Source organism: Phyllobacterium sp. LjRoot231 (assembly GCF_964253365.1).
Lineage (GTDB): Bacteria > Pseudomonadota > Alphaproteobacteria > Rhizobiales > Rhizobiaceae > Phyllobacterium.
On the sequence record NZ_CAXUQT020000001.1, the window covers coordinates 758567 to 784872 of the forward strand.

The following is a 26306-nucleotide window of genomic DNA, read 5'->3' on the forward strand; positions in this document are numbered from 1 at the left end:
TTTCCTCCCTCATCCCTTGAAACGCGGTTCCGGCAGACCGCGTACGCCGAGTCCATGGACAGCAAACATGCAGCCGGCTTCACGCTCGCGGTGATATTCATTGTTGAACGGCCGTGCCATCGACGTGACGAACGCGATGTCGAGGTTGGGGCCGCCAAAGGTGATGCTCGTCGTCGACTGCACCGGCAGACCAACAATGCGATCGATCACACCATTCGGATCAAAGCGAATGAGCCGTCCGGAATAAACCTCGACGCTCCAGACATATCCTTCCGCATCGACAGTCGCGCCATCGGGGTAGCCGCGCAGATTGTCGAAATTCGTAAACACGCGCCGCGACCCGACCTTGCCGGAAGCGGTGTCATAACTATAGGCGTAGATCGCTTTCTTGTGACTGTCGGCGAAATAAAGAGTCGATCCATCGGGGCTGAAACAAGGCCCGTTCGAACAAATGATGCCTGTATCCAGGATATGCAGCGAGAGATCCGGATCCAAACGAAAGAGAGTGCCTACGGGATCGCGCTCCTCAAAATCCATGGACCCCGCAACGAAGCGGCCTTGCCGGTCTACCTTTCCGTCGTTCAGTCTAGGCCGAAGCTCGCCCGCATGGGTTTCCTGCAAAAGTTCCACAGCACCTGTTTTGAAACCCAGTGCGTGAAACCCATTCCTCAATGCCACGATGGCTCCGCCCTTCTCGCGCAATGCGAGGGAGCCAATTGGCTCGGGCAGGTTCCAGCTTCTGCGGTCGTCGCCTCTGGCATCACAGGAATAGACCGCGGGTGCGTAGGAATCGATCCAGTACAGCCGTTGTTCCTCGACATCCCATAGCGGACCCTCGCCGAGTTGATTGCGATCCTCGCTGAAAACTTCGATACGCAGCATCGTATCCCTCCTAGAATGCGACCTTGTCGCCACCTTTGAGTTGCAGAATTTCTCGCGCATCATCCGGCGTCGCCACTTCCATACCGAGCCCTTCGATGATCTTGCGCGCCAGCAGCACCTGCTCGGCATTCGACTTTGCCAGCTTGCCCTTGCCCGCCCAGAGACTGTCTTCAAGGCCAACCCGGATGTTGCCGCCCAGCGCCGCCGCCTGGGCAGCGATGCGAAGCTGGCTTGATCCCGCGCCGAGCACCGACCAGCGATAGTTGCTGCCAAAAAGCCGGTCCGCTGTGCGTTTCATATGCGCAACATCTTCAGGGTGCGTGCCGATTGCTCCGAGAAGGCCAAAAACCGACTGCACGAAGAATGGCGGCTTTACCAATCCACGATCGGCGAAATGCGCGAGATTATAGAGGTGCGCGATGTCGTAACACTCGAACTCAAATCGCGTGCCGTTGTCATAACAGGTCGTCAGAATATACTCGATGTCTTTGAAGCTGTTGCGGAATACCAGGTCGCGGGTGGCCTCCAGATGCGGCTTCTCCCAGTCGAACTTGAACTCCCTGTATTTGTCGACGAGGTGGTAGAGCCCGAAATTGATCGAACCCATATTGAGCGACGCCACCTCTGGCTTGAAGGTGGCGGCGGGTTTTACCCGCTCCTCAACCTTCATGTAAGGACTGCCGCCGGTGGTGATGTTGATCGCAGCATTGGTGTTCTGCTTGATACGCGGCAGGAATTTTGCAAAGGCCTCCGGCGTTTGGTCCGGCTTGCCGGTTTCAGGATCGCGCGCATGAAGGTGCAGGATCGCGGCGCCCGCCTCTGCTGCTGCCAGCGCTTCCCGGGCGATCTCATCGGGCGTGATCGGTAGATAGGGCGACATTGTCGGCGTATGGATCGCACCGGTAATGGCGCACGTGATGATGATCTTGCCCTTTGTGCTCGAACCGCTTGTCACTCGTGTCGTCTCGCTCATTGCCCGAACTCCTGCGTTGATTTCTTTTTGTGCGCCGCAAGCGCCATGAGGCGGCGGTCACGCCAAACCTGGCGATCGACCAGCTTATCCTGCGGCAGCTTCTCGCGACGCCCTGCCTCAACGGTTTCCAGCACATCGCCCGCCCAATCGACACGGCGCTGCATCTGCGGAAACAGGCGCTCATAGATTATCTGGTAGCGCTCGACATAGTCGCGCACACCGCCCGGCGCGTTGAGATCGATTGTTTCGAACGGACCCATGAACGACCAACGCAAGGCAAGCCCGTCGCGGATGCCGATATCGACATCCTCGACCGTTGCATAACCATCGGCCACAAGGCGGAATGCTTCCTCGAGAAGCGCGCCTTGCATCCGGTTCATGATGAAACCATCGAGCTCGCGTTTCATCACCAACGGCGCATGCCCCGCCGCAATCAAGAATGCGCGGGTCCGTTCCACGACCTCGTCCGAGGTCCAGGGCGCCGGAACAACTTCGGCCGCAGGAATGAGATAAGGCGGGTTGATAGGGTGGACCACCAGACAACGCTGGCGGTTTTTCAAATGCTCGGTGAATTTCGATGGCAGCAAGGCCGAAGTCGAACTGGCGATAACGGCCGACGCATCGGCAGCCTCGTCAAGAAGCGAGAAAACCTTGATCTTAATTTCAAGATCCTCCGGGGTATTTTCTTGAATGTGGACTGCACCCTTCAGCGCCTTCGCCAGGTCCGTTTCAGCAACGATGCGCGACAGCACGGTTTCCGGCGAATTGCCGTTGAGCAGATCGTTCCGTTCAAGATCGGCGAGCACATCGGCAATATAGCCGCGTGCCTTCGCCACGGCGTCCGGCGCCTGATCCCACAGGCTCACCTGATAGCCTGCCCGGGCAAAGCTGATGGCCCACGCTCTGCCGATGAAGCCGCTACCGATGATCGCTGTCTTTTGCATCGCAATTCCTCACAGGGTTTCGACATTGCCGTCGACGCCAAGCGACTGGCCCGAAATGTTGATGCCCGCATTGGAGAGAAGAAAGGCAACCATGGTTGCGACATCGTAGGGGCTGACCATCCGTCGCAGCGAGACATTCTCCAGGTAGCGCTCGGTCATTTCCTCGTGCGAGATGCCCAATTGCTTGGCCCGGTTGCTGATGACGTTTTCAATGCGCGGCCCCTCGACGATACCAGGCAGGATCGCGTTGACCCGGATTGCATGTGGCCCAAGTTCCTTGGCGAGACTCTGGGTAAACCCGATGACCCCGAACTTCGCTGCAGAGTATGGCGTACGAAAAGCATAGCCGTGCTTGCCGGCAGCAGATGACATATTGACGATCGAGCCACCTCCAGATGCCTTCAACATCGGCACCGCGCGCCGCGCGCAGAGGAACTGCCCGGTCAGGCAGATGTCGATGCAACGGCGCCAGTCTTCCGCACTGATCTCATCGACTCCGCCAGTCGGACCTGCGATTCCCGCATTGTTGATGAGCGCGTCGAGACCACCCAGCGAGGAGAAAACTTCTGCGAACATCCGATCGACATCTTCTTCGCGGGACACGTCAGCTAGCGTTGCGTGTGCCGGCGAAATGCTGTTCTGCGCTTCGTCCAGTAGCGATTGGGATATATCGCAGATCGCGACGCGTGCGCCGAGTCTTGAAAGCGTTGCGGCAATTGCGTAGCCGATGCCAGAGCCCCCAGCAGTCACCAGCACTCTTTGATCGCGCAAACCACCCAAGAATTCTTCTGCAGATGCCGGAGCAATCTTGTTCATCATTCGTCCTTTCCTAAGACCGCTTCTCACGAAGCGCCATAACCGCACCAAGCACCACGAGACCAAAGAGGATCGCCCGCGTAGCATAAGGCAACGTCGTTCCCGCCAGGAACATTTGCAGTGCGGTGAGCAACAACACTCCACCCAGCATACCGAGATAGTGGCCACGTCCGCCGGTGATCAATGCACCACCAACCACAACCACCGCGATCGATGGCAACAGATAGTCGTCGCCCATACCGAGACTTGCCTGACCAGAAAAGCCGGTGAGCAGCACCCCGACGAGCCCGGCGCACAAGCCGGAAAGAACATAGACCAGAATGAGCGTGCGTCCGACGGCGATGCCCGAGAGCTGCGCTGCCCGCAATCCATTGCCAATGCCGTAGACCCTGCGCCCGAAGGCAGTTCGGCCGAGCAAAAACACGGCGGCAATCACAAACAGCACCATGAAAGGGACTACAGGCGTAACAGCCCAGATCTTGCCGGTCATGAACCAGCGGAGCATCGGCGATGAAAATCCCGCTGGTGTTCCTTGCGAATAGACCAGGGCGAATCCCTGCAGGATGCCATTCATCGCCAGGGTCATGACGATGGGCGATATACCGAGTACGACGATACCGACTCCGTTGATGAAACCTATGAGGCAAGCGATGAGAAGAACAGCGGGCAAAGCGTAGACGAGAGCCGCGTCCGAGCCATTGACGATGCCTGCCAGCAGGATGCCCGCTATGCCGATGGTCCATGGAACCGAGAGATCAAGACCACCCGTCAGGATGACCGTACCTTGCCCCAATGCCAGAATGGTGAGGAAGGTGGACAGGACAGCCAGCGAGTTCCAATAGGTCGGGTTTAGGATTGCCCGGCCCAGCCAGAGTTGGGTGACGATGACCACGGCCAGCAGACACAGATAGGCCGGTAGCGCATAGCGGATCGTCTCGCTATTGCGGGACAGGAATGGCGACTCTGCTGGTTTGCCCTCGGCACGCGACGCCATCTTCATCCGCCGGTCAGTGCGATCAAGTTGCGACGGGAGCAAGCCTTGGCGCCATGCGCTGAATTGCGCCCGCGCGCTGCGCAACTGCTGGGCAAGGGTCGAACTGTACGCAATCGATCCTGCCAGGACAGCAAGGAGCAGGATGGTTCCTTCAGCAATGGTCGAATAATAGGCCGACACGTTGAGAACGAGTAGAATGTTCACGACCATCATCAGAATATAGGCGCCGAAGACGGTACCAAGCGGTCCGCCACGCCCGCCACCGAGACGCGTGCCACCAACGACCACGGCAGCGAACATCGAAAGCAGCAACGGATTGCCAACCAGCGGATCGGCGCTGCCTGTCTGCGCGCTGATGAAAACACCAGCCAGGCCATAGCAGCCGCCAGCAATGACATAGACCAGGAATTTGGTGAGCTTGACCCTCACACCAATTGCTGCGGCAGCGTCCGGATCGCTGCCGACCGCATAGATGGCTGTGCCGAAGCGCGTGTTCTTCAGCCAGAGCCAGGCAAGAAGCACCACACCGATGACCACAAGCGGCATTGGCAGCCAGCCCGGTATGGCGTCGCCAAGATAGAAAGTACCAAGATCAGGCGCGACAAAACCACCGGGCTTGTCCATTACCAGCAACGTCAGACCCTGGATGATGAACATGGTCGAGAGCGTGACCACGATGGGCTGCAGGCGGAAGAATGCGATGAAAATGCCGTTGAAAGCGCCGGTCAGCATGCCAACGCCAATGCCAACGCAGGTCCAGTACAACACACTCGTCTGAGCCGCCGCCGGGTCCATGCTTTGGGCGAGCACGACATTGACCAGCGAGATCACCGCCCCCGCCGACAGATCAAACCCGCCGGATAGGACGACAATCGTTTGACCGATTGCCGCAATCGCCGACGTCGCGCCGCCGCTCGACAGGAATGAAATGTCGAAATAACTGAGAGGGCCGGTGCTGACGAAATCCACGAGAGCGAACAAGCCAAGAAATACAGCGATGGCGATGAGTACACTGCGGCGTTCCGGCGACATGCTGAACAGGGAAGCCCAATTGCGGCTTGTTGCGGTGGAGGTCGTCATCGTCATTCTGCGGCCTCTTTTGCTGCGCTGTCGTGGCCAAGTGCCGGCCGCATGATCGAGGCTTCAGTCAGTTGATCGCGCGAAAGCGAAGCTGCAATCCGCCCGTCATAGAGGACGAGAACCCGGTCACATAAATGCACGAGCTCGGGAATTTCGGTCGAATGCAACAGGATCGAGCCGCCGGCATCGGTGAAATTACGCATCATGACATAGAGTTCGTGCTTGGTGCCGACATCGATACCGCGTGTCGGATCAAACAGCAGCAGGATACGGCTCTGGGCGACAAGCCATTTGGCTATTGCTATCTTCTGCTGGTTACCTCCCGAGAAAGCCCCTGCCCTGGTCCACAGCGCGCGCTGATCAACCTCGACAGTGCCGAAGGCAGCGCGCACGGCTTGTCGTTCAAGGTCACTCTGGATCAGTCCAAATCGCGAGAACCTGTCGATGACCGGCAAGGATGCGTTGAGCGTCCCGCTGAGTTTCAGGAACAGGCCTTCCGTCTTTCGATCTTCCGGCACCAGACCAATGGCGATATTGGGCTTGAGCGCATCGGCGGGCGAAGCGAACCTGACTCTCCGTCCATCGACAAGGATATCGCCATGGGTCACTTGCGTCATGCCGAAACAGGCCAGGAACAGGTCGAGTTGGCCCATGCCCTGCAAGCCAGCAACGCCGAGTATTTCGCCCTTTCGCAGATCGAAACTGGCATCGCGCAGCTTGTGGCCTGCCTGCAAGTCGCGGACACCCAGCACCGGAGCACCAAAGGCGGCTTCGCTCGTTGGCCGCGCGGGGAAGGTTTGGGCGATGGATCGCCCGACGATGCTTTCGATAACTTGCCCGTCGGTGATGGAGGCGACTGCACAGGTGGTTATGTGGCGGCCATTGCGCAAAATCGTCAGTGTGTCACAGAAGGCGCGCACCTCGCGCATCCGATGCGTGATGAAAACAATGGTTGCACCTGCCGCCTTCAGTTTCGCAATGATCCGGCCAAGCCATTCGACATCACTGCCAGCCAGTGTCGATGTTGGTTCATCCAGCAGAAGAATCCGCGGCTTGCGATAGAGGGCACGGGCGATTTCTATCTTCTGTTGAACGGCAAGATCGAGCGTGCCGATTTCGGCATCGATATCCACCGGAAATTCGATTTCCTGCAAGTGCTGCGTTATGGCGCGACGTGCCGAAGATCGGCGAATAAGGCCAGCAAGCCCCATCGGAGCATAGGGCATCAGCATATTGTCGAGCACCGTCAGATCCTTGACCAGCGTCATTTCCTGAAACGCAGTCTGGACGCCAAGAGCGTGCGCTGCCCGTGGTGCATTCAGCGCCGCTCTTTGGCCGAAGACGGCTATGTGGCCCTCATCAGGACGAAGAAGCCCCGATAGCAATTTGACAATCGTCGATTTGCCCGCACCGTTCTCGCCGAGCAAAGCATGGGTACTTCCAGGCTCGATGCTGAAAGAAACGCCATCCACTGCAACCGTGGCGCCGAACGCCTTGCGAATATCGGTGACATCAATGGCGGATTGTTCGAATGCTGAATTCATCCCACCGGTCCTGCTCAGTTCATCGGGATTAGCCATCTTGCGCGGAACGATAGACGCTCCGCGCAAATATACCCTCAGTTTTCAGGTTGGCCGACCAATGCCGCATTGAGACCGATTTCAGGTGTTTTTTCCGAGAAGATCGAAGCAAACCAGCCTGGATTGGAAACAATGGATGGTTTGAACGCGTTGCAGCCGTCTTTCATCTCCTGCCACGTTCCTTCCTGGCAGAGCTTGATCGTATCATTTGTGACCAAAGGCAGGGGTAGCACGGTCTTCTTCCGCACATCCTTGCCCTCAATCGCATCGACAGCAAGTTTCAGCGCAAGCGCGCCAGAGTAGGGCGGAGAAGCGTAGGAGATACGTGGCGCACCCATTGGCGCATAGGGCGAGGTTGCACCCTCCGCTTCGGTTCCGGCGGGGAGCATCTGGACACGGCCGCCATTTGAACCTTCGCCCGCGCAGGGGAGAAGCTGTTCCGGCTTCTTGCCCGCTTCTAGCTGCATCGAATTGGCGGTAAAGCAGCCGACCTGCATCCAAAGTCCATTAATATCATCCCAGTTGCGGGTCGCCAGGATCTTCGAAAGCTCGGTGCGCGCGACAGCCTGGCTCCACATGCCGACAGCTTCGCCAACGATCTTGATGTCAGGATGTTTGGCGAAAACTTCCTTGGCCGCCTTGGTACGAAGATTGTCCACCGACGTCCCCGGGACGCCGGTAATCGCAATGATATTGCCCTTGCCATTGAGCTTCTTGACCAGCCATTCCGCTGTCACGCGGCCAGCCTCTTCCTGATCGATGGCAATATTATAAGCGCAGGGTTCGGTGATCTCGCCATCATAGGCAAATACTTTAACGCCCTTGTCACAGGCGTTCTTGACAACCTGATTGAGCGCCGTTGGTGAAATTGGAAAAATTACAATGGCTTCGGCGCCGGCCTGCACCATGGCGTTGATCTGCTGAATCTGGCGCTGGGCATTGGGGCCAGCAACCTGGACCTGGAGATCCACCTTATCGGCGTAATTCTTGTGGGCGGCCATGGCTTTGACCATATTGGCGGCCTCGGCCTGCCAGTCATTGCCGATAAAGCTCATGCTGAGAAAAATCTTGTGTTTTTCTGCAGCGTCAGCGTGGCCGATCATGGCCATACCTGACGCAATGCAGGCGCAAGCGGCTGCACGCCGGACGATTGATCCAATACCCATTATAATTCCTCCCTCATACAGGAAAACATCTCCAAGCGGGCTCCTCTCCCTCTTGCCGTTCCTGCAACCAACCGTATCAGCATTTGATCAAAGATCAATGATGAAATACCATTGATCGTGAATAACATTTGTTAGATAAGGAGAAACGCTTGACGCGCTTTAGTGGAGGCTGCATTCCACGTTTAAGGGCACCGCCGCGAAAAAGGTGAGCAATGGCTGAAGCCGGTTACAGGAGACCAGGTGTTGAGATTCTCCCGCTTTCCAAGGAGACGCTGCAGGACCGTGTCTATCGCCAGATTGCGAGTCTGATACTCGAAGGCGGCATTGTTCCCGGTGAGATGGTCCCGGTACAAAGTCTTGCGGATGCGTTCGGTGTCAGCGCCATGCCGGTGCGGGAAGCTTTGCGGCGACTGACGGCGGCCAATGCGCTGACCGTCGTTTCCGGGCGCTCCATCGGCATACCGCGGTTAAGCCGAGCCAAGCTCACGGATCTGCGGAATGTTCGCATTGAGATCGAAGCACTTGCCGGCAAGTGGGCGGCCCAGCGCATCCAGGACGCCGAACTCGAAACTCTCCGCTCCCTGCTGGAAGCACTGGAAAAAGCCAATGCCTCCGGGGATATCAAATCCTACCTGCGGGCAAATTACGCATTCCATTTCTCGATTTACCAGGCGGCAGGGTCGGAAAGCATTCTCAATATTATCGAGAATCTTTGGCTGCAGGTCAGTCCCTACTTCAACATGCTGCATGATTCCGGCAATTACACGAAGGCCAACGAACACCATCAGTCGATGTTCGCCGCCTTGTGCGCTCACGACGAAAAGGCTGTCGAGGCTGCGATACAGGCTGATATCGATGCCGCCTACCACGTGCTGGTAGACTTGGTCAGCTAAGCTTCACTTTCGTCATCAGATGTGACGATCGTGAGATGCAGCAAGATCGCGGCCGCGCGTATGATAGCGACGTATCAGCTTTAAGGTAAATCCCATATCGTGTGTGAGGCGTCTGCGCGGACGCTGCGACAAGATTCTCCAATGCGCCTGCATCTTGACTATACACGACGGTGATTCCCATCACCGGACCCGGCGTCTAATTATTTTGATCTAATAACTTGACTCTTTTTATCATATTAATTTATAGCTGTCACCGTAACATTGCAAGCCGCTTTACTCGCACATTTTGAATAAAAATGCGCGCGGCTGTAGGTCTTTATGCCTTAACTGTAGTCATTCAGCAAAAGAATTCCAAAATGAGAAAAGAAATAAACTTTTATGAGAGCAATGTTCTTGTAGATGCATTGATGCGATACAAGCCAAAGCTCCTGAAAATTGCTGAAGGTGTTTTGCGCTCTCAGACCCAATCGGAAGATATATTTCATGATGCTATTGTCCGGGCATGTACCATGCAGTCAAACTGCATTCGTTGCCCGGTCGGCTACGCTTGCCGCATGGTCTACAATCTCGCTTTGGACGAAGTCCGCAAACGGTCCTACGAAAAGTTCAATATGACACCAGTCGACGGGATTGAATCTATCCCTGCCCCGAGCGTCAGCGTACTCGACGGTCTGGTGACCACAGAGACCCTGTGGGAAGTGCTCAACTCATTGAATAATTTACCAAAGCGCACCCAAGACGCATTTGTCCGCCATCGCATCGATGGCGTTCCCCAAAAGGACATTGCTGAAGAATTGGGGGTATCCAGGACGCTCGTCAACTTCATGATCAGGGATGGGCACCGCGCCTGCCAACAAACTGTCAACGCGGCATAGACTGACGCTTGCTATGCAGCATTAGTACGCCAAAAACCGGCCCGCCCAATAAAGTCGCTACAAGTCCTGTCGGCAACTGCCACGGGAAATAGATTGTGCGCCCGGTGAAGTCGGCGATTGCCATCACCAAAGCTCCCAGAAGTGCCGAGCCAAGTATATGCTTCAGTCCGCGTGTGAGCCCGAGACGCTGTGCCATATGCGGCGCGATCAGCCCGACGAAACTTAGCGGTCCGACGATGAGTGTAGCAATGGCGGTCAGCATGGCGGCGACACCAAGGATCAATATGCGGAACGCCCGCACATCAACCCCATGCGAATGCGCTGACATATCGCCCAGTGCAAATTGCTGCAACGGCCGCAGCAGCAGCATGACCGCCGTTAGTCCCACGATTGCAAACCCCGATGATATCAATGCTAAAGGCCTGCCCACTCCGTAGGTCGATCCTGCCATCCAACTGATCAGCGATAGCGCGCGCGGGTCGCCGGAGGCAAGAATCACGGAAATTAATGCAGTCAGGAATGCGCCCAGCGATACGCCAAGAATAAGAAATTGATTTCCCGATTGCGCAATGCGGCTGATGGCGAAGAGAATGGCGAGCACCGCCGCCGCACCCGAAAAGCCGCCGATGAGTCTGTGGCCATAGGTCGGCTCAGCCACCATGAACGACACGCAAAGCAGTCCGAATGCCGTACCTGCGCTGACACCCAAAACCTCGGGGCTCGCCATGGAATTGCCGGTAAGCCGCTGCAGGAGGCTCCCCGCCAAAGCCAGCATGATACCTGCAGAAATTGCAGCGATAAGCCGTGGCAGACGCCACGGTAGTAGTGAGTTGAGCGTCGCACCAGTCTGGCTTACCCAGGAACCATCAACACCCCGGCCAAGGACAACCGCTATCGATGCCACAGCAACCAGCAGGAGTGCCAGAACGACGAGCAGTGATCGTGGGTGGGTGCGTGGCACGATGGTCGTCGCCCTGCTCGATGTCGTGATCTGCATTGATCCACCGCGGCGAAGGATCACGATCAGGAGAACCGGCACACCGATCAGAGCAGTGACGGCGCCCGTCGGCAGTGAACTGCCCGTTTTCGCTGAATAAATCTGCAAGAGCTGATCAATGATGATCAGCAGAGCAGCGCCCGTAAGTGGCGCAATGATCATTCGATTCTTGATTCGCCGAGCCCCGGTGGCGCGCGCAATTGCCGGGGCGGCAAGACCGAGAAAGCCGATCACACCGACAGCACTAATGGTGAACGTCGTCAGTGCAACCGCCACGAAGAGCGACGCAGAGCGAACGAATTGAAGTTTAATCCCAAGAGTTTGTGCGGCTTCACCCAGCGTCAGAACGCTCAATTGCCGCACCAGCAGCATCGCGAGAACGGAGCAGGCAGCAACCTTGGGAAAGAGACCGGTGACCTGACGCCAATCATTCTGGTTCAACGATCCACCGCCCCAGATGAAAAGACCAGCCAAGTAGGGATCATTCATCAACATCAGCAAGGTGACGATGGCCGTGCAATATAGCCCCATGACCAAGCCGGTCAAAATGACGGCCACGGGTTGAAACTTGAACCGCCAGGCCACCGCGAAGACGATGCCCATGGCAGCGAAGCCTCCGAGCGCAGTTGTCGCATCGCGGCTCCAGCCGAGTAGCGCCGGAAACCACAGCATGGCGATGCCAAGCGCGAGCTGTGATCCCGCCTCTACACCCAGGGTCGAGGGGGAAGCAAGCGGGTTGCGCAGCACATGCTGGAACAGCATGCCGGAAAGACCGAGCGCGAACCCGCACACACAAGCCATCGCAAGTCGCGGCAGAAGGCTGTAATGCATAAGCACGCCCTGGCTGTCACCGGGAGAAGGTATTGAATACACAACGCTAAGGCCAACATTACTGATTGAGGGGCCGAGATTCAGTACGGTGACGCCAAGCGCGACGCACCATAGTAAGCAGGTCCAGATCAGCGGATGGGGAGAGGAGTGCCTCATTTGCTTGCTTCGGCGAGCAGGCGAGCAAAACGGCCAGCTGAAGGCAATGTGCCGAACATGAGAACGCTCGCCATGCGTTGGACATGCCCGCTTTGCACGAAGAGCATACTCTGCCAGAGCGGACTGCCGGACAAGGTTGCGAGCACATCCGGAGGAACTGGGTCCATGTAGAAGAGTCGCCCGTCGCCGATATCGATCAGATCTGCCATGCCGGCATCGCTATAACCCCATTCATTGGTCGGCCGTGTCCAGGCGTTTTGCAGGTCAAGACGGTCGAACACATCCTGGAAAATGCCGCCAGGGCCATAAATGCGAATGTTTCGAGCGTCCATGAACGTGATGACAGCCAGTTTGCTCAGATGGCGGGTCGCGCGCTTCGCCATACGCAATTCGCTCTCCGTACGATCGATCATTGCTTCCGCTTCTGCCGTGCGGCCAAGCATGCGGCCAAGTTCCCGTGTCGCATCAATGATATGCGGATACGGTGATGAACCAAGTGCATGGATCGGAAAGGACTTGACCGGTGCGATCTGTTCCAACTGCGGTCTGATCCATTCGAGATAGGGCGTCGAGATGATCAGATCCGGCTTCAGGAGCTGTAGCAGTTCCATGTTGACTTCGTGCGCCGAGCCGATATTGGCGACGCTCTGCGGCAGTTGTGGCTCGACCGCCCAATCCGCCCAACCTGGCGTGTCAATCAAGCCGACAGGCGGAACGCCAAGGTCGATCAGCGTCTGTGCCAGCCCATAGTCCAGCGAGACGATCCTCGGTGCGGACGCCCTACCCTGTATCGGCAACAGAGAGCCGGCAAATGCCGCCGAACCAATCAGGAAATCGCGTCTGCAAAGTGAAGACATACGTTCAGAGCACGTAGCTGATTGGTGTCTGCGTTTCCGGATGTCGAAAAATCCCCATGCGCACGCCATAAATAGCGTCGAGCCTGTCCGCAGTAATCAGCGCCTCGGTTTCATCGTGAGCTACAAGCTTACCGCTGGATAATGCGATCAACCGGTCGCAATAGCGTGCTGCCATGTTGATATCGTGCAGGACGATAAGAACCGAGCGGTTGTGGTCGTGCGCGAGCATCTGGATCAAGCGCATGACCTCGATCTGGTGATTGATATCGAGCGCGGAGATCGGCTCATCGAGCAGCAGACACTCCGTATCCTGCGCAATTAGCATGGCGAGAAAAGCACGCTGACGTTCGCCACCTGACAGGGTATCGACAATGCGATCAGCCATCGCCGTCAGCGACGTCAGTTCCAGCGCTTTAATTACCTTGGCCTTGTCCGTACCAGAGAAGCGCCCGAGCGCGCCATGCCAGGGGTAGCGGCCGAGAGCAACAACTTCCCTCACCGTCATGCCATCCGTGTCCGGCGTCTCTTGCGGCAGGTAGGCGACCTTCCGGGCATAGTCCTTCGACCGGAATGATTTAAGTTCCTGTCCCAAGCACTCAGCTCTCCCTGCTGTTGGTAAATGGAAGCGTGCCAATATCTTCAGCAGCGTAGATTTTCCGGAGCCGTTGTGGCCAAGAATGCCGACAACCTCACCGCGGGGAATGTCCAGTGACAGCGGATGAAGCAAGGTTTTTCCACCAATGTCAAAGCCAACGCCGCTGAGCGAAAAGGAGGTTCCATTCATGCTAACCACCTTTGGCCGACAGCGTGGCTTTGATGACACGGCCCTCGCCATAGATGCACATGGGTGAGCCATTGTCGTCGCCAGCGCACGTTGCGTAGTATTCTTTGTCGAAAAGGTTGCTTGCCTTGAGCGATCCCTTCCAGCCGTTCCTCTCGTAGCTGATAGCCGCGTCAACAAGGGTATAATCGGCAACCTTGATCTGGTTGGCATTGTCGCCGAACGAGCTGCCGACATAGCGCACGCCGGAACCGATATTCAATCCTTCGAGAACGCCGGTTTCAAAGGTGTATTTGGCCCAGAGCGATGCCTGATTCTGCGGCACAAGGGCAGGGCGATTGCCGACCTCGCCCTCGGTGTTGCTGGAGGTGATCTCTGCATCGAGATAGGTATAACTGCCAATCAGGCTAACGCCGTGGAAAAGGTTGACCACGGATTCAAGTTCAAAGCCGCGATGCCGTACTTCTCCCGTCTGGACCTGGAAATTTGGATCATCAGGATCTGGCGTGAGAACGTTGGACTTGGTGATTTGAAATACAGACCCTGTGATGGTTCCCGGGAAATAGTCCGGTTCGTATTTGACCCCGGCCTCATACTGTTTGCCTTCCGAAGGCGCGAATGTTTGGCCGGTCAAAGTTTGACCGATGTTCGTGGTGAAGGATTCCGAATAGCTGACATAAGGCGTCAGACCATTATCAAACAGATATCCGAGACCGGCTTTACCTGTGAAGGCATTATCGGATTGCTTGGTCGTGCTGTTTGCCAGCCGGTCATCCGTCTCGTTATCGACCCATGCCTGGCGTCCGCCGAGGGTGAGCAACCAGTGATCATCGAATTTCGTCTGGGTTTGAGCATAGAGCCCGATCTGGTCGATCGTCTGTTTGCGATCGAGATAGATTGGCGGATTGGGAACATCGATACCATAGACGGGATCGTCGATATCGAGACTGGGCCCGACATCGAACCCGTTTTGCCCGTCTACTGTGTAGCGATTATAATCGAGGCCCATAAGCAGCGTATTCTTGATGCGCGAGCTTTCATAATCATACTGCACCCCATTATCGACGCTGAATATGGTTGCCGTTTCATCCACCGTAAACGCTGTGCGATTCAGCGTGTGATCGTCGATCATGCTCGAATAATAAAGGTGTCTGTAGTCCGTATTCTGTGACGAATAGCGAAGATTTTGCCTGACCGTCCAAGCCTCGTTGAAGCTGTGCTCGAACTGGTAGCCGATCGAGCCATGATCCGCATCAAAGCGGTCGAAATTCGGATCGGACGTGGTGAAACTGCGCGAGAATTTCGGAAGATTAGGAAAGGCCGGGTTGGCAATGGGCAGGAACGTGTTCGGCGTCAGCTCATCCCACTGATAGTTGGCGAGAACTGTCAGCGACGTATCGGCGCTCGGCGACCAGGTGATCGCAGGTGCGATGAAGACGCGATTGTTCTTGGAGAAATCCTGTTCCTCCTTGCCATCACGGAAGAGGCCAGTCAGGCGATAGGTCCAGATGCCCTCTTTGTCGAGCGGCCCGCCGATATCAAGGCCGGCCTCATAGGTATTGAACGAACCGTACCCGGCATAGCCGCTGTAAAGCGGCTCCTGGGTTGGCCGCTTGGTCACCGCATTGACGAGGCCACCGACCTCATTCTCGCCGTAAAGGACAGACGCCGGCCCCTTCAGTACTTCCACCCGCTCAAGTCCGTATGGTTCGACTTTGAAACCGGAAAAGTCGATGGCCTTTTGCGGAAGGCCATCGCGGAACACAGCGTAAGGGCCAATGTCGAAGCCCCGAATCAAGAATTGGTCGAACCGCTCGTCGACGCCCCAAGGCGAAGCGGTCACGCCGGATGTATAGGCAATTGTATCCTCGACGCGTTCTGAAAACCGGTCATCCATCTGTTCGCGGGTGATGACGGAAACGGACTGCGGTATTTCGCGCAAGGGCGTGTCGGTCTTCGTTCCCGTCAGAGTATTCTTGGCTATGTAGCCTTTGTCGGGCCCGATCGGACTGGTATCGCCGTCGATGACGATCGTGTTCAGCTGGATGCTAGGCGCTTCCTGGGCAGCCGCGATATTTGCCATGATCAACCCGGCAATCGACGTCGTCACCAGCAAACGTGCACGACGCCGGCGCCCTATTGAGTTTGCGCCGTTCCCGATCACCGCCCTGCATCCCCGCATGACCACACCCCTTGTAAAACTTTGACTCTGCTTGAGAATTTACATGAGTTTTGTACTCATGTTTAAAGATGACTACATTTGTCATGTTATATGGTCAAGGCGCTATCGCTAAAATGCCGATTTTTTTCAAACCCCTTGCCAAATCGCCATAGGGCTGTGGCCTCAATGTTACAGGCGCGCGCTGTGCAGGGCTTGCTGGATATCGTTCCAGATCACTTCCGGCTCCTCGAGACCAACAGCAAAGCGTATGGTCTGCGGATTGACGCCAAAGCGAACGAAGGACGTCATGCGGTCAGGAATTTGCAGCGCAGCTTTTGCCGGCACAACGAGCGTTTCCGGCCCGCCCCAGCTGACGCCGAGCCTGATGTGGCGCAATGCGTTGACGAAACTTGCCACATCGATGTCTGGACTCAAATCGAAGGCGAACAGACCGGAAAAACCCGTCAGTGTCTTCTTGCCCGGATGGTCGGAAAACGCCGGATGACGTACAAGCGCAATGTCCGCGTGCTGTTGTAGATGCCTCGCGAGCACGAGACCATTGTGCATATGCTCCTTCAGACGGACCTTGAGCGTCCGCATACCACGCAGAAGCAGCCAAGCTTCGAATGGCGACAGTTTTGCTCCAATATAGGGATAGGTCGAGCTGTTGATTTTTGCGATCAAATCGCGCGGACCGACGACCACACCTGCAACCGTATCGCTGTGCCCGCCGAGATATTTCGATGCGGCGTGAATGACGATGTCGACGCCGTGCTGGATTGGTTTCTGGAACAGTGGAGTCGCCCAGGAATTGTCGATGACAGTGGTGACGCCATATTCCTTGGCCATCGCCGTCAGCGCCTCGATGTCCTGCAGTTCGAAGACCATCGAGGTCGGGTTTTCCAAGTAAAGCAGTTTAGCGCCAGGCAGGGCAGCGCGCACCTCGTCATGGTTGGATGGATCGACGAAGTCTACCTTGACGCCGAAGCGGGCGAGCAGCTTGACGAAAAGCCGGTAAATATCATTGTACAGATGCTGGACCGCGACCACCCGGTCGCCGGCTTCGACAAGGCTGAGGATCGTCGCGGTGATCGCCGCGGTGCCGCTGGAGAAACCGCGGCCGTCCTCTGCGCCCTCGAGCCGAGCTGTGAGCAGTTCGAATTCCCGCACTGTAGGATTGTCGCCGCGCGAGTAGATATAGTTGCGCGAACGTCCCGCGAATACGTCTTCCATCGCCTCATAGGTGTCGTAGGTGAACAACGATGTCTGGAAAATCGGTGGCGAGACAGCGTTGAAGGCAGCGGTATCGACCGGAGAAAACAGATCGTCCGGCATTTCGGGGTGGAAATCCTCGGGCGGCATGGCTTTGTTCATGATGCTCTCTCAGATACGGTGTTGTTGAAGTTGGTAATTGGAATAGACGGCGAATGGCTACGAAGCTGGCGCAGGACGACAAATAGGATGGCCAATGACATGAATGCCGTTACAGCGGGCGCAAGAAAGAGGCTGGCGAGGACTCCGTCGAATGCGAACCAGTGCGGCAGGGTGAACAAGAGCGGCAGCAGGAGGTAGCCATTTTGCGCAACGCTGATCAACCCGGCCAGTCGCGCCCTGCCCTGTGCCTGCAGCAATACGAGCAATATCTGCCGGGCGCCGAAGAGAATGAACGGGACGTGCGTGGCGACGAGGGTGAGTGCCGCAATATCCGCGATCTCGGCATCGCTGGTGAAGACCGCCGCAATCGGATAGCGGAGCAGCACGGCGCCAAGACCGTAGATAATTGCGAAGCCCGAGGTGAGTTTGAGAAGCGTTCCCGAGGCTGCGAGCAGTCGTACCGGATTTTTAGCGCCCCATGCGAAACTCAACACCGCCTGACCGCCGAGCGCAAGGCCGATGATCGGCAGCATACCGAGCGTGAGGACACGCATAGCAATCCCCACTCCGGCTATGCCGCTATCGCCACGGTAGAAGCCGGCGAAGGTGAACAGGGCAGCAAAACTGATGCTGCTCAACATACTGGTGAGTGTCGTCGGCAGGCCGATGAAAAGCACAGGCTTGAGGATATCGGTCCGAAACGCCGCGAAACGCGCGGCAACATGCAATGTACCGATCCGTTTGCAGAAATAGATCAGATAGGCACCAAGCGCTGCAATCTGCGACAGAATGGTGGCAACGGCAGCGCCAGCCAGCCCGAAGCCGAACCAGAAGATCATGATCGGATCGAGCACGATGTTGAGGGCGAAACAACCCATCAGCGTCCACATGCTGAAGCGCGTATTGCCCTCTGAAATGGCGATAAAATCCGAAAGAATCTGCAGTACGGTCAGCGTCACGGAAAAGGCGACGATGGCAAGATAATGTTCGGCCAGTGGCAGAATGGCTTCGCTCGCGCCAAAGAGCGTGAGAAGCTCACGCTTGAACAGGAGAATTGCAACCGTCAGCACAAGCCCGAGCGGTATCGCCAGTATGACCAACGTTGATGCCGTGATGTTGGCCCGCTGTGGATCGCCGGCACCGAGCGCACGGCCGACCGCGGTGGCGCCGCCGACGCCGAGCCCCTCGCCGATCGCGCCGACCATCATCAGGATCGGCAAGACAACGGTGATCGCCGCGATCTCGTGACTGCCGATCATACCGACAAAGACCATGTTAATTGTGTGATGCACGGCATTGATCGACAGGCCTGCAACTGCTGGCATACCGAGGCGGAATATCAGACGGGTCAGCGCCGGATCGTAGAGATCGTCGGGCGCAAAATAGGCCCGTTTGCGCTTCGCGGTCATGGTGCCGGAGTCCAGAGACGGTCGCCAAAGAAACGCTCCCGCGTCAGCATAACCAGCATGGCGCGTTTGTGCGGAAAATCGAAGTGTTTCACCTTGGCAAAACCCGAGCGGTCGAGGTTGCGTATCTGCTGTTCGTGGCTGGCGCGCGGCTCACCGACAATACGCTGTGTACGCGGATCATCGAGGAAGATGAAGTGCATTAGCGACGGGAGCCAAGCAATAATCCATTGCTTGCCCCGATAGGCCGGTTCACCGATGGCAACATGCCAGCCGCGATCATAGTCCTGCGCATCGTAATAGGGGCCGAGGCGGTTTTCCTTGGCCCAATAGACTTCAAAGTAGCCGAATGGCACGCCGTCGAAGCAGCCTATCAGCGCCAGCATATGAGGATCACGCACCCGCTCTTCGAGAATGGACAAGTGTTTCTGCCGGTCGCCGCCATCCTCCCAGATGACATTGACCTGTTCATCATTCATCCAGCAATGGAAATGCTCAATATCTATCTGCGGGTCAGCGACACGGAAGGACAGGCTCTGATCGAGCCACGGAATATAGCGCTCATAGACAATTCCTGTCGGCTTTCGCGGCCGCCGCGGATGGTACTGGCCATTGCTCAAGACGTGCACTTGCGGATGGGGATAAGCCGGCTTTGCAATCCATGGCGCCGGCCATTGCCAGAAGGCGCGCGGATCGACTGTCAGCCGATCGCCCTCCAAAGTGCCGAGCGGAAAGTTGGATCCCCGGACGTTCGAAATCTCGATCATGCCGCCTTCGCGCGATTCTGCCGACATGAATTCAATTGCCGAAGACAGGACCTGAACCTCCTCGTTCCTCGCGAGGTCGGGCAGACCGAGCCTCACCGTGCCGACCGTCTTCTCGACCGACACAGTGTAATTACCATCCGCCGTTGAAATCTGCAGGCTGTTTGGGGTCTGGAGCGCACCTCCTCGAAGAAACCTGCGTGGCTCCCGAAACGGCTCCGTCGGGGTTTGTTTGGCGAGATTGGATCTGACTGGCATGGCATGCTCCGCAACACGGTTTTGCTACAGAGACGAACTTTGGCGGTATCGATTTAGGCCAATCTTTGAAAAAATTTTCTCCTTTTCGCTTAAATCACGCGAGCACGTATCCGTCTCTCGATCATGTTGTCTCTTTCAGGAGCCCCGTGATGTCCGCACTAGAAGCGTTAAAGCCCGAAACCTGGAGCATCGTGCGCGATCAGGAAGACCGCTATTCCGTCTGGCCCGACGATAAGGCTTTGCCCGTCGGATGGAGCAAGGAACCGCACAGCGGCACACGCGATGAATGCCTGCTCAAGATCAAGAAAATCTGGGTCGATCCCCGGCCGCACGGTTTGCGGCAGGCCATGGCTTGAGCGCCGTATTTGAAAAATGGACAATGACCGGTGAAGACATGAATAAGCTTTTCGCACCAGACCAGGCCGGCAATCCCGTTGCCGTTGATGATTTCTCCCGCAACTTTCCCCTGACACTTGCGCAAAAACGCATCTGGTCGCTGGAGCAGATCGGCAACAGCTCCGTATTCCCGCCGCAGGTGCTGACGCTCCACTGGGATGCGTCTGTCTCACTTGACCGGGTACAGGAGGGGGTGGCGACATTGGCGGAGCGTCATAGCGCTCTGCGAACACGTTTCCGCCGTTTCGCCGGAGGGCGTATCGAGCAATATTCAAATCCGGGCGAAGTTCCTCCGATCGAGACACTCGGGAGCGACAGCAACCCTCTGACCGCCAGTGAGGCGGAAGACCAGCAGGCCGCGTTTGTTTCTCGCCCGTTTGATCTGCTCAATGGCGTTTCGTCCCGCTGCCAGCTGATTGTCACAGCGCAAGGCGGGCTCCTGTCCACCATTGTCCTGCATCCGATCGTCTGCGATGATGCTGCGCTCTCAACCCTGCAAAGCGATCTGATTGCGCTCGTCCATGGCGAAACGCTTGTTCCGCTCGATGGCGACAGCCTGCTGCTGCTGCACGGCTCGCGCGAAGAGGAGTGGCTGGAAACGGCCGATTTTGTTTCTGCTCTTGCATACTGGCGCGACCTGATCGGCGAAGAGTGCAATGCGACGGCCTTGCCGACGCGATTCAATGCCAGCAGTTATGCCAGTGCCACGCGCCGTCGTGTTTCCTTTCAACTGGATTCAACGTTGTGGGAGAATATCAAGCTTTACGCGAAGCAGCACAAGTTGAAGGCCGATTTCTTGCTATCCACAGCCTTTGCGGTTCTGCTCGCCCGGTATAGTGGCACCTACGGCCTGCAGTATGGCTTACTTTTATCAAACCGCGATTCGGGTGCTAGCCGGCAAACCATCTGCCGCACAGAACAGATTTTGCCGCTCAAGATCGAACTGACCCCCAGAGCAAGCATTCTTGATGTTTACCATGCGGTGGCTTCCGCTATCGCAACTGGCACGCAACATCTCGTTCCCTTCGAACGGCTCGTACAGGAAATTCAGACGCATGAGGAGCGGGAGCAGGACGCGATTGTCAAATCGCTGTTCGAATTCCGCGAACCCCGAGCACAGTCTGCTCTGATATCTACTACAAGCGCCCCCTTGGCTCCGCGCTCCGACGTGGAACTCGCACTCGTCGTTGCTTCTAACGAGGCAGGCGGTCTCGATGGGCTCTTCGACTTCGCCGAGGATCTCTACGAACCGGCTTTGATCGAACGGGCTGCGGCCCATTTCGGCCGTATTCTGACGCAGACCATCGGCGGAACGGACGTCCGGATCAAGGACATCCAGCTCATCACCGATGACGAACTCGACATCTTGTCGGCTCCCTATGAGGATAACGGTGTCAATGACGACCGGCCCGTACATGACCACATTGCCGCCCATGCCGCACGGACGCCAGACAAGACCGCCATCATCTACGCTGACGAGGTCTGGAGCCATGCCAAGCTCGACAAAAGCGCCAACAGGCTTGCGCACCGCCTGATCAAGCTTGGTGTTGGCGCCGAGGTCAGCGTCGCCATTGCCGTGAAGCGCTCGCCGGAAGCCATTGTCGGCATTCTCGCAACACTGAAGGCTGGTGGTGCCTATATCCCTGTCGAGCCAGATCACCCAACAACGCGCAATCATCATATTCTGCGCGATGGCGGCGTGAAGGTCATCCTGACCCACAGCTGGCTGCTCGACCGTATCCCGGAAGGACTCGACGCCACCATACTTGAGCTCGACAGCCTCGATCTCTCCCAAGAGTCAGACACGGCTCCGGATGTGCGTATCCACAAGGATCAGTTGGCCTATATCATGTATACGTCGGGTTCGACCGGACTGCCAAAAGGCGTCGCCGTCGAACATGGTCCGTTGACCCACCACATGCAGAATACGTCCCGTGTTTATGGCATGAGCGAAGCATCGCGCGAATTGCCGTTCCTGCCCTTCAGTTCCGATGGCGGACACGAACGCTGGATGAACCCGCTGATGGAAGGCGGCAGTATCGTCCTCCCCGACCAGCCTTTATGGACACCCGAGGAAACATTGACGGCCATGCGCAAGCATGGCGCCAACAATGCCAGCATTCCGACCACCTATCTGCAGCAACTGGCGGAGTGGGCTGACCTCACAGACAGCGCTCCGCCGATGCGGCTCTATTCATTTGGCGGCGAAGGTCTCGCTCAGCAGACCTTCGATCTCCTGTCGAAAGCGTTGAAATCCGAGTGGCTGATCAATGGCTACGGTCCGACGGAAACGATCATGACACCTATGGTCTGGAAGGTGCGGGCGGGCCAGAAGTTCGAGGGCACCTATGCGCCCATCGGCAGAGCCGTCGGCAACCGCCGTGTCTATGTGCTTGATCCAGATTTGAACCCTTGCCCTATCGGGGTGACGGGTGAACTTTACATCGCCGGCGAAGGCATGGCGCGTGGCTATATCGGCAAGCCGGACACCACCGCCGACCGCTTCATTCCTGATCCGTTTTCAAAGGAGTGTGGCCGTCTCTACCGTTCCGGCGATCTGACCCGCTGGCGCGAGGACGGCACGGTGGAGTTTGTCGGCCGCGTCGATCATCAGGTGAAATTGCGTGGCTATCGAATCGAACTTGGCGAAATCGAAGCTGCGCTACTGCAACAGGATGGCGTTGGCGAAGCGCTCGTCGTTCTGCGCGACGACGAAGTCACCAAGCAGAAGATGCTTGTCGCCTATGTCGTGCCAAAACAGGGACAGGAGCTGGAGATCACCGGGATTCATTCGGCGCTCGAGCGCGCCTTGCTGGCTTATATGGTGCCCTCGGCCATCGTTCCATTGAAGAGCATGCCAATCAATCCGAACAGCAAGCTCGACCGTTTCGCCCTGCCTGCACCAACGCCGCTCAAGCGGACGATCATCGAGCCTCAAAATTCGGCGGAAGAAGAAGTTCTCAACATCTGGCAACAGATCCTGAATGTCAGCCCGATCAGCGTCGAGGATAATTTTTTTGCCATCGGCGGTAATTCACTGGGTGCCATCCGTATCCTTTCGGCTCTACGTCAGCGCAAGCCGCAAAATCGAACGACAATCGCCGATCTTTTCAACAATCCAACGATCCGCTCTTTCGCCAAAATCATCGAGGTGGGCAATGACCAGGCGGGAAGCGAAGTCATCGTCTTGCGCGCTACTGGCACCAAGCCCATGCTCTATTGCTTCCCTGGCCTGCTGGTCAGCACACGCGAATATGTCAAACTGGTCGACTATCTGGGAGCCGACCAGCCGGCGACCGGCTTCATCTGCTATTCGCTTTCCGAACAGAAGCAGATTGGTGCCTCCGTTGATGAGATCATCGAGAGCTATGTCGACTACATCAGAAGCCATAGCAAAGGTCAGCCTTGCTATTTCCTCGGCTGGTCCTGGGGCGGATTGCTCGCCTACGAGGCAGCGCGCCGGCTTGGCAACGAGATCGACCTCCGCCTGATTACCATGGTGGATGTTTGCGATCTCGGAACGGAATTCGCGATTGGCTCAACACCTCGCTTCAAGCCGGGCGAGCACGACCAGCTGCACGACACCGTTCAGGAGTGGCTATCGCGAACCGCCATGCGCGCGGAATGGGACCGGCTGCTTGGTGTCATGGACGCAGACACCTACGACCAGTTCCTGCGTTTCGTCGGCGATGAAAAAGATGAACTGCCGACTGATGGTCCTGATATCAGTAGCCGCGAGCATACATTCTGGATTCTCATTGACAATGCCCTGATCTTCCGGCGCCATCAGCTGCAAGCGCACGATGTCCCCATCCACTCGTGGGCGGCTGACGACAGTTTGAACCGGGGTCTCAATCTCATCGACTGGCGCCGTTATTCCCCCCGGGCCAATCCTGCGGAAATCATCTCCGGCACCAACCATCTGCATGTAATCGGCTCGCAGGCGTTTCACAGCCGGCTGGCACACCGGCTGAATGAAGCTCTTTGAACGACACGTTCACCGAAAGGAATTCTGATGACTGCCATGTTTGCGAATAATGATCGAAACGGTCAGGCACATGAAGCGCTAGATCTGGCCGGTATCGGCATCGGACCGTCCAATTTGAGCCTTGCATCACTTCTCGACGGCGTCGGCAATGTCAAAGCGCATTTTTATGAACGTCAGCCGGCTTTCAACTGGCATCCGGGGATGATGCTACCGGACGTGGAATTACAATCGTCTTATTTGAAAGACCTTGTGACACCCGTCATGCCCACGAGCCCTTGGTCCTTCATTTCCTATCTCGTCGCCCACAAGCGGCTCTATGCCTTTCTCAATGCCCAGTATGAGGCAGTGCCGCGTCGCGAATTCGCGCAGTATCTCGGATGGGTGGCGAGCCGGCTCAAGAATCTCAGTTTCAACTCGGCTGTGCGTGATGTCAGCTTCGACAAGGACCAGTTTCATCTGAGGTTTGACAATCGTGCCATCATCGCAAAAAACTTGGTTCTGGGTACCGGTACCACACCGTTCGTTCCGGCCTGGGCCGCACCTTTTCTTGGCGAGAAATGCTTCCACAATTCGGAAGCGACGCGCTGTCTGCCTGGCCTCAATGCATCGCGCATCGCGGTCATCGGTGGTGGACAGAGCGGCGGCGAAGTAGTGGAAGCGCTGCTCAATTCTAAGGCGACGCTGAAGGAACTCAACTGGTTCAGCCGACGGCACAATTTCGAGCCGATCAACGACACCGCTTTCTCCAACCAGGTCTTCTCGCCGGAATATGTCTATGCCTTTCTCAACCTCAACAGCGACCAGAAACTGGAAGCGTTGAAAGCCTCTATCCTGACGAGTGATGGACTGTCTATTTCGACCATCAATGCCATCTATCGGCGGCTCTACAGTCTGCGCTATCTGGAAAATCGCAACATTGATGCGAAGCTCTCGCCCAACCGCGACGTCATCCAGGTGGAAGCGGATAAGGACGGCTATCGCCTGATCGTGCGCAACCGTTTCGATGGCGGCGTGGAGGTAGCCCATGCCGATGCAATTGTGCTGGCAACGGGCTATCAATTCAAGCTGCCCGAAGCCTTTGCCGGTTTACAGGATCGCATTCAGTTCGACCGCCACAACCGGCCGGTGTTGGACGAAAAATATTGCCTGAACTGGACCGGCCCGAAGCAGAACCGGATTTTCGCGCAGAATGCCGGACGGTACAGCCACGGAATTGCTGACTCGCAGTTAAGCCTCATGGCATGGCGCAGTGCGCACATTGTCAACTCGCTTTTGGGTCGGGCACACTTTGATCTGGAACCGCATGACTCACAGGTGAACTGGTTGTCGAGCGGACACGACGCTTTAAGTCAGAGCATCGCCGTCGACTACTGACTGTCAGACAGGATCGGACAGTTCACGCTGGCGAAAGAGCAATTCCTCTCCCTTCGACTGCGCTGAAACCGCGATCAGATGGCCGGACGGTGCGAGAAAAAGGCGGTGATGCCATAGGGTGTCATCGCCGTTTGGCATTTTATCCATGCGGATAACGTTCGTCCCGCGATCCAGCCGGATGTTCAGTTCTTCCGGCGCTGCAGTAAGGCCTGTGCCTGTCGCTTTAAGATAGCTCTCTTTCAAGGTCCAGTAGCTCAGGAGCCGCGACTGACGCGCGCCGCCCTGCAGCGCCGAGAGCATCCGGGACTCAGCCGCCGAACAGAACAATGAAGATGTCTCGGGCTCGATCACCGTCGCGAGAGCTTCTACGTCGATACCCAGCGCGGTAGCTGTGCGACTGATCGCGACGACCGCGAACCCCTCCGTGTTGGTCAGATTGAAGGCGATTTTGCCGTGCTGCCCGGCGAGAGCTGGTTTACCGTGCAATCCGGTGACGATGTTCAGATCGGCAATCGACGTATAAAGCGACAGAACCGACCGCTGCAGATAGCGCCCCGCCATAAAAGCCTGGGCATCTTTTTGGAAATGGAAGCTCGCAGCGCGCGCCCGCTCGTCGGGTACCAACGCAACGCCTATCTTATTCCAGTCGGTGTCGGGTCTATAGGCCCACCACCAGATATCAACGCCGGCTTCCTCTTGATCGACGCCGGAGATGGGAACATCCGGCAAGTCCGACAGAGGATCGCACGGCAGCATCGCG

At 56.9% G+C, this 26306-nt stretch carries 20 protein-coding genes; 5 read left to right on the forward strand and 15 right to left on the reverse strand.

What is annotated here, in order from left to right:
* Nucleotides 1-9 precede the first annotated feature (9 nt).
* The 7 genes from ACSQ3H_RS03605 to ACSQ3H_RS03635 form a co-directional block, all read right to left on the reverse strand.
* Nucleotides 10-882 carry an SMP-30/gluconolactonase/LRE family protein gene (locus tag ACSQ3H_RS03605; protein WP_436115776.1) on the reverse strand — a complete coding sequence of 291 codons (873 nt, stop codon included), beginning with the start codon at nt 880-882 and terminating at the stop codon, nt 10-12.
* 10 nt (nt 883-892) lie between these two features.
* Complete coding sequence (locus ACSQ3H_RS03610; protein ID WP_436115777.1) at nt 893-1855, reverse strand: 3-keto-5-aminohexanoate cleavage protein; 963 nt, start codon at nt 1853-1855, stop codon at nt 893-895.
* Nucleotides 1852-2799, reverse strand: coding sequence for a 3-hydroxyacyl-CoA dehydrogenase (locus ACSQ3H_RS03615; protein WP_436115778.1), 948 nt, complete (start codon nt 2797-2799; stop codon nt 1852-1854). Before ACSQ3H_RS03615 ends, ACSQ3H_RS03610 begins: the two co-directional genes overlap by 4 nt.
* A 9-nt stretch (nt 2800-2808) precedes the next feature.
* The gene (locus ACSQ3H_RS03620) at nt 2809-3615 is read right to left on the reverse strand and encodes an SDR family oxidoreductase (RefSeq protein WP_436119337.1); all 807 of its coding nucleotides are present in this window, start codon (nt 3613-3615) and stop codon (nt 2809-2811) included.
* 13 nt (nt 3616-3628) lie between these two features.
* Nucleotides 3629-5641, reverse strand: coding sequence for an ABC transporter permease (locus ACSQ3H_RS03625; protein ID WP_436119338.1), 2013 nt, complete (start codon nt 5639-5641; stop codon nt 3629-3631).
* Between the two features lie 50 nt (nt 5642-5691).
* Nucleotides 5692-7233, reverse strand: coding sequence for a sugar ABC transporter ATP-binding protein (locus tag ACSQ3H_RS03630; RefSeq protein WP_436115779.1), 1542 nt, complete (start codon nt 7231-7233; stop codon nt 5692-5694).
* A gap of 74 nt (nt 7234-7307) precedes the next feature.
* On the reverse strand, nt 7308-8435 hold the full coding sequence (locus tag ACSQ3H_RS03635) for a sugar ABC transporter substrate-binding protein (protein ID WP_436115780.1): 1128 nt from the start codon (nt 8433-8435) through the stop codon (nt 7308-7310).
* A gap of 212 nt (nt 8436-8647) precedes the next feature.
* On the opposite strand from ACSQ3H_RS03635, the gene ACSQ3H_RS03640 reads away from it, so the two are divergent.
* On the forward strand, nt 8648-9328 hold the full coding sequence (locus ACSQ3H_RS03640) for a GntR family transcriptional regulator (RefSeq protein WP_436115781.1): 681 nt from the start codon (nt 8648-8650) through the stop codon (nt 9326-9328).
* A 356-nt stretch (nt 9329-9684) separates the two neighbouring features.
* On the forward strand, nt 9685-10203 hold the full coding sequence (locus ACSQ3H_RS03645; protein ID WP_436115782.1) for a sigma-70 family RNA polymerase sigma factor: 519 nt from the start codon (nt 9685-9687) through the stop codon (nt 10201-10203).
* On the opposite strand, the gene fhuB is transcribed toward ACSQ3H_RS03645, so the two are convergent.
* The 7 genes from fhuB to ACSQ3H_RS03680 all read right to left on the reverse strand — a co-directional run bounded on the left by fhuB (nt 10190) and on the right by ACSQ3H_RS03680 (nt 19788).
* Nucleotides 10190-12187: a Fe(3+)-hydroxamate ABC transporter permease FhuB gene (gene fhuB, locus ACSQ3H_RS03650; protein WP_436115783.1), complete on the reverse strand. Its 1998-nt coding sequence runs from the start codon at nt 12185-12187 to the stop codon at nt 10190-10192. The genes ACSQ3H_RS03645 and fhuB overlap by 14 nt on opposite strands.
* Nucleotides 12184-13044, reverse strand: coding sequence for an iron-siderophore ABC transporter substrate-binding protein (locus ACSQ3H_RS03655; RefSeq protein ID WP_436115784.1), 861 nt, complete (start codon nt 13042-13044; stop codon nt 12184-12186). Before ACSQ3H_RS03655 ends, fhuB begins: the two co-directional genes overlap by 4 nt.
* Before the next feature lie 4 nt (nt 13045-13048).
* Nucleotides 13049-13828 (reverse strand): ABC transporter ATP-binding protein, encoded by a 780-nt coding sequence (locus ACSQ3H_RS03660; RefSeq protein ID WP_436115785.1) that lies wholly within the window; start codon nt 13826-13828, stop codon nt 13049-13051.
* Nucleotide 13829: 1 nt separating this feature from the next.
* Entirely contained in the window at nt 13830-16007 is a 2178-nt protein-coding gene (locus tag ACSQ3H_RS03665; RefSeq protein WP_436115786.1) for a TonB-dependent siderophore receptor, read from the reverse strand.
* A gap of 168 nt (nt 16008-16175) precedes the next feature.
* Nucleotides 16176-17360 carry a PLP-dependent transferase gene (locus ACSQ3H_RS03670; protein ID WP_436115787.1) on the reverse strand — a complete coding sequence of 395 codons (1185 nt, stop codon included), beginning with the start codon at nt 17358-17360 and terminating at the stop codon, nt 16176-16178.
* Nucleotides 17357-18769 (reverse strand): MATE family efflux transporter, encoded by a 1413-nt coding sequence (locus ACSQ3H_RS03675; RefSeq protein WP_436115788.1) that lies wholly within the window; start codon nt 18767-18769, stop codon nt 17357-17359. Before ACSQ3H_RS03675 ends, ACSQ3H_RS03670 begins: the two co-directional genes overlap by 4 nt.
* Nucleotides 18766-19788: a GNAT family N-acetyltransferase gene (locus ACSQ3H_RS03680; RefSeq protein ID WP_436115789.1), complete on the reverse strand. Its 1023-nt coding sequence runs from the start codon at nt 19786-19788 to the stop codon at nt 18766-18768. Before ACSQ3H_RS03680 ends, ACSQ3H_RS03675 begins: the two co-directional genes overlap by 4 nt.
* Before the next feature lie 149 nt (nt 19789-19937).
* On the opposite strand from ACSQ3H_RS03680, the gene ACSQ3H_RS03685 reads away from it, so the two are divergent.
* From ACSQ3H_RS03685 to ACSQ3H_RS03695, 3 genes are read left to right on the forward strand one after another with little or no spacing between them, the layout of a single operon-like run.
* Complete coding sequence (locus tag ACSQ3H_RS03685) at nt 19938-20144, forward strand: MbtH family NRPS accessory protein (RefSeq protein WP_436115790.1); 207 nt, start codon at nt 19938-19940, stop codon at nt 20142-20144.
* A gap of 38 nt (nt 20145-20182) precedes the next feature.
* On the forward strand, nt 20183-24172 hold the full coding sequence (locus ACSQ3H_RS03690; protein ID WP_436115791.1) for a non-ribosomal peptide synthetase: 3990 nt from the start codon (nt 20183-20185) through the stop codon (nt 24170-24172).
* Between the two features lie 27 nt (nt 24173-24199).
* Nucleotides 24200-25546 (forward strand): lysine N(6)-hydroxylase/L-ornithine N(5)-oxygenase family protein, encoded by a 1347-nt coding sequence (locus ACSQ3H_RS03695; RefSeq protein ID WP_436115792.1) that lies wholly within the window; start codon nt 24200-24202, stop codon nt 25544-25546.
* Between the two features lie 3 nt (nt 25547-25549).
* Here ACSQ3H_RS03695 and ACSQ3H_RS03700 read toward each other — a convergent pair whose 3' ends face one another.
* On the reverse strand, nt 25550-26302 hold the full coding sequence (locus tag ACSQ3H_RS03700; protein ID WP_436119339.1) for a 4'-phosphopantetheinyl transferase family protein: 753 nt from the start codon (nt 26300-26302) through the stop codon (nt 25550-25552).
* Between the last annotated feature and the right edge of the window lie 4 nt (nt 26303-26306).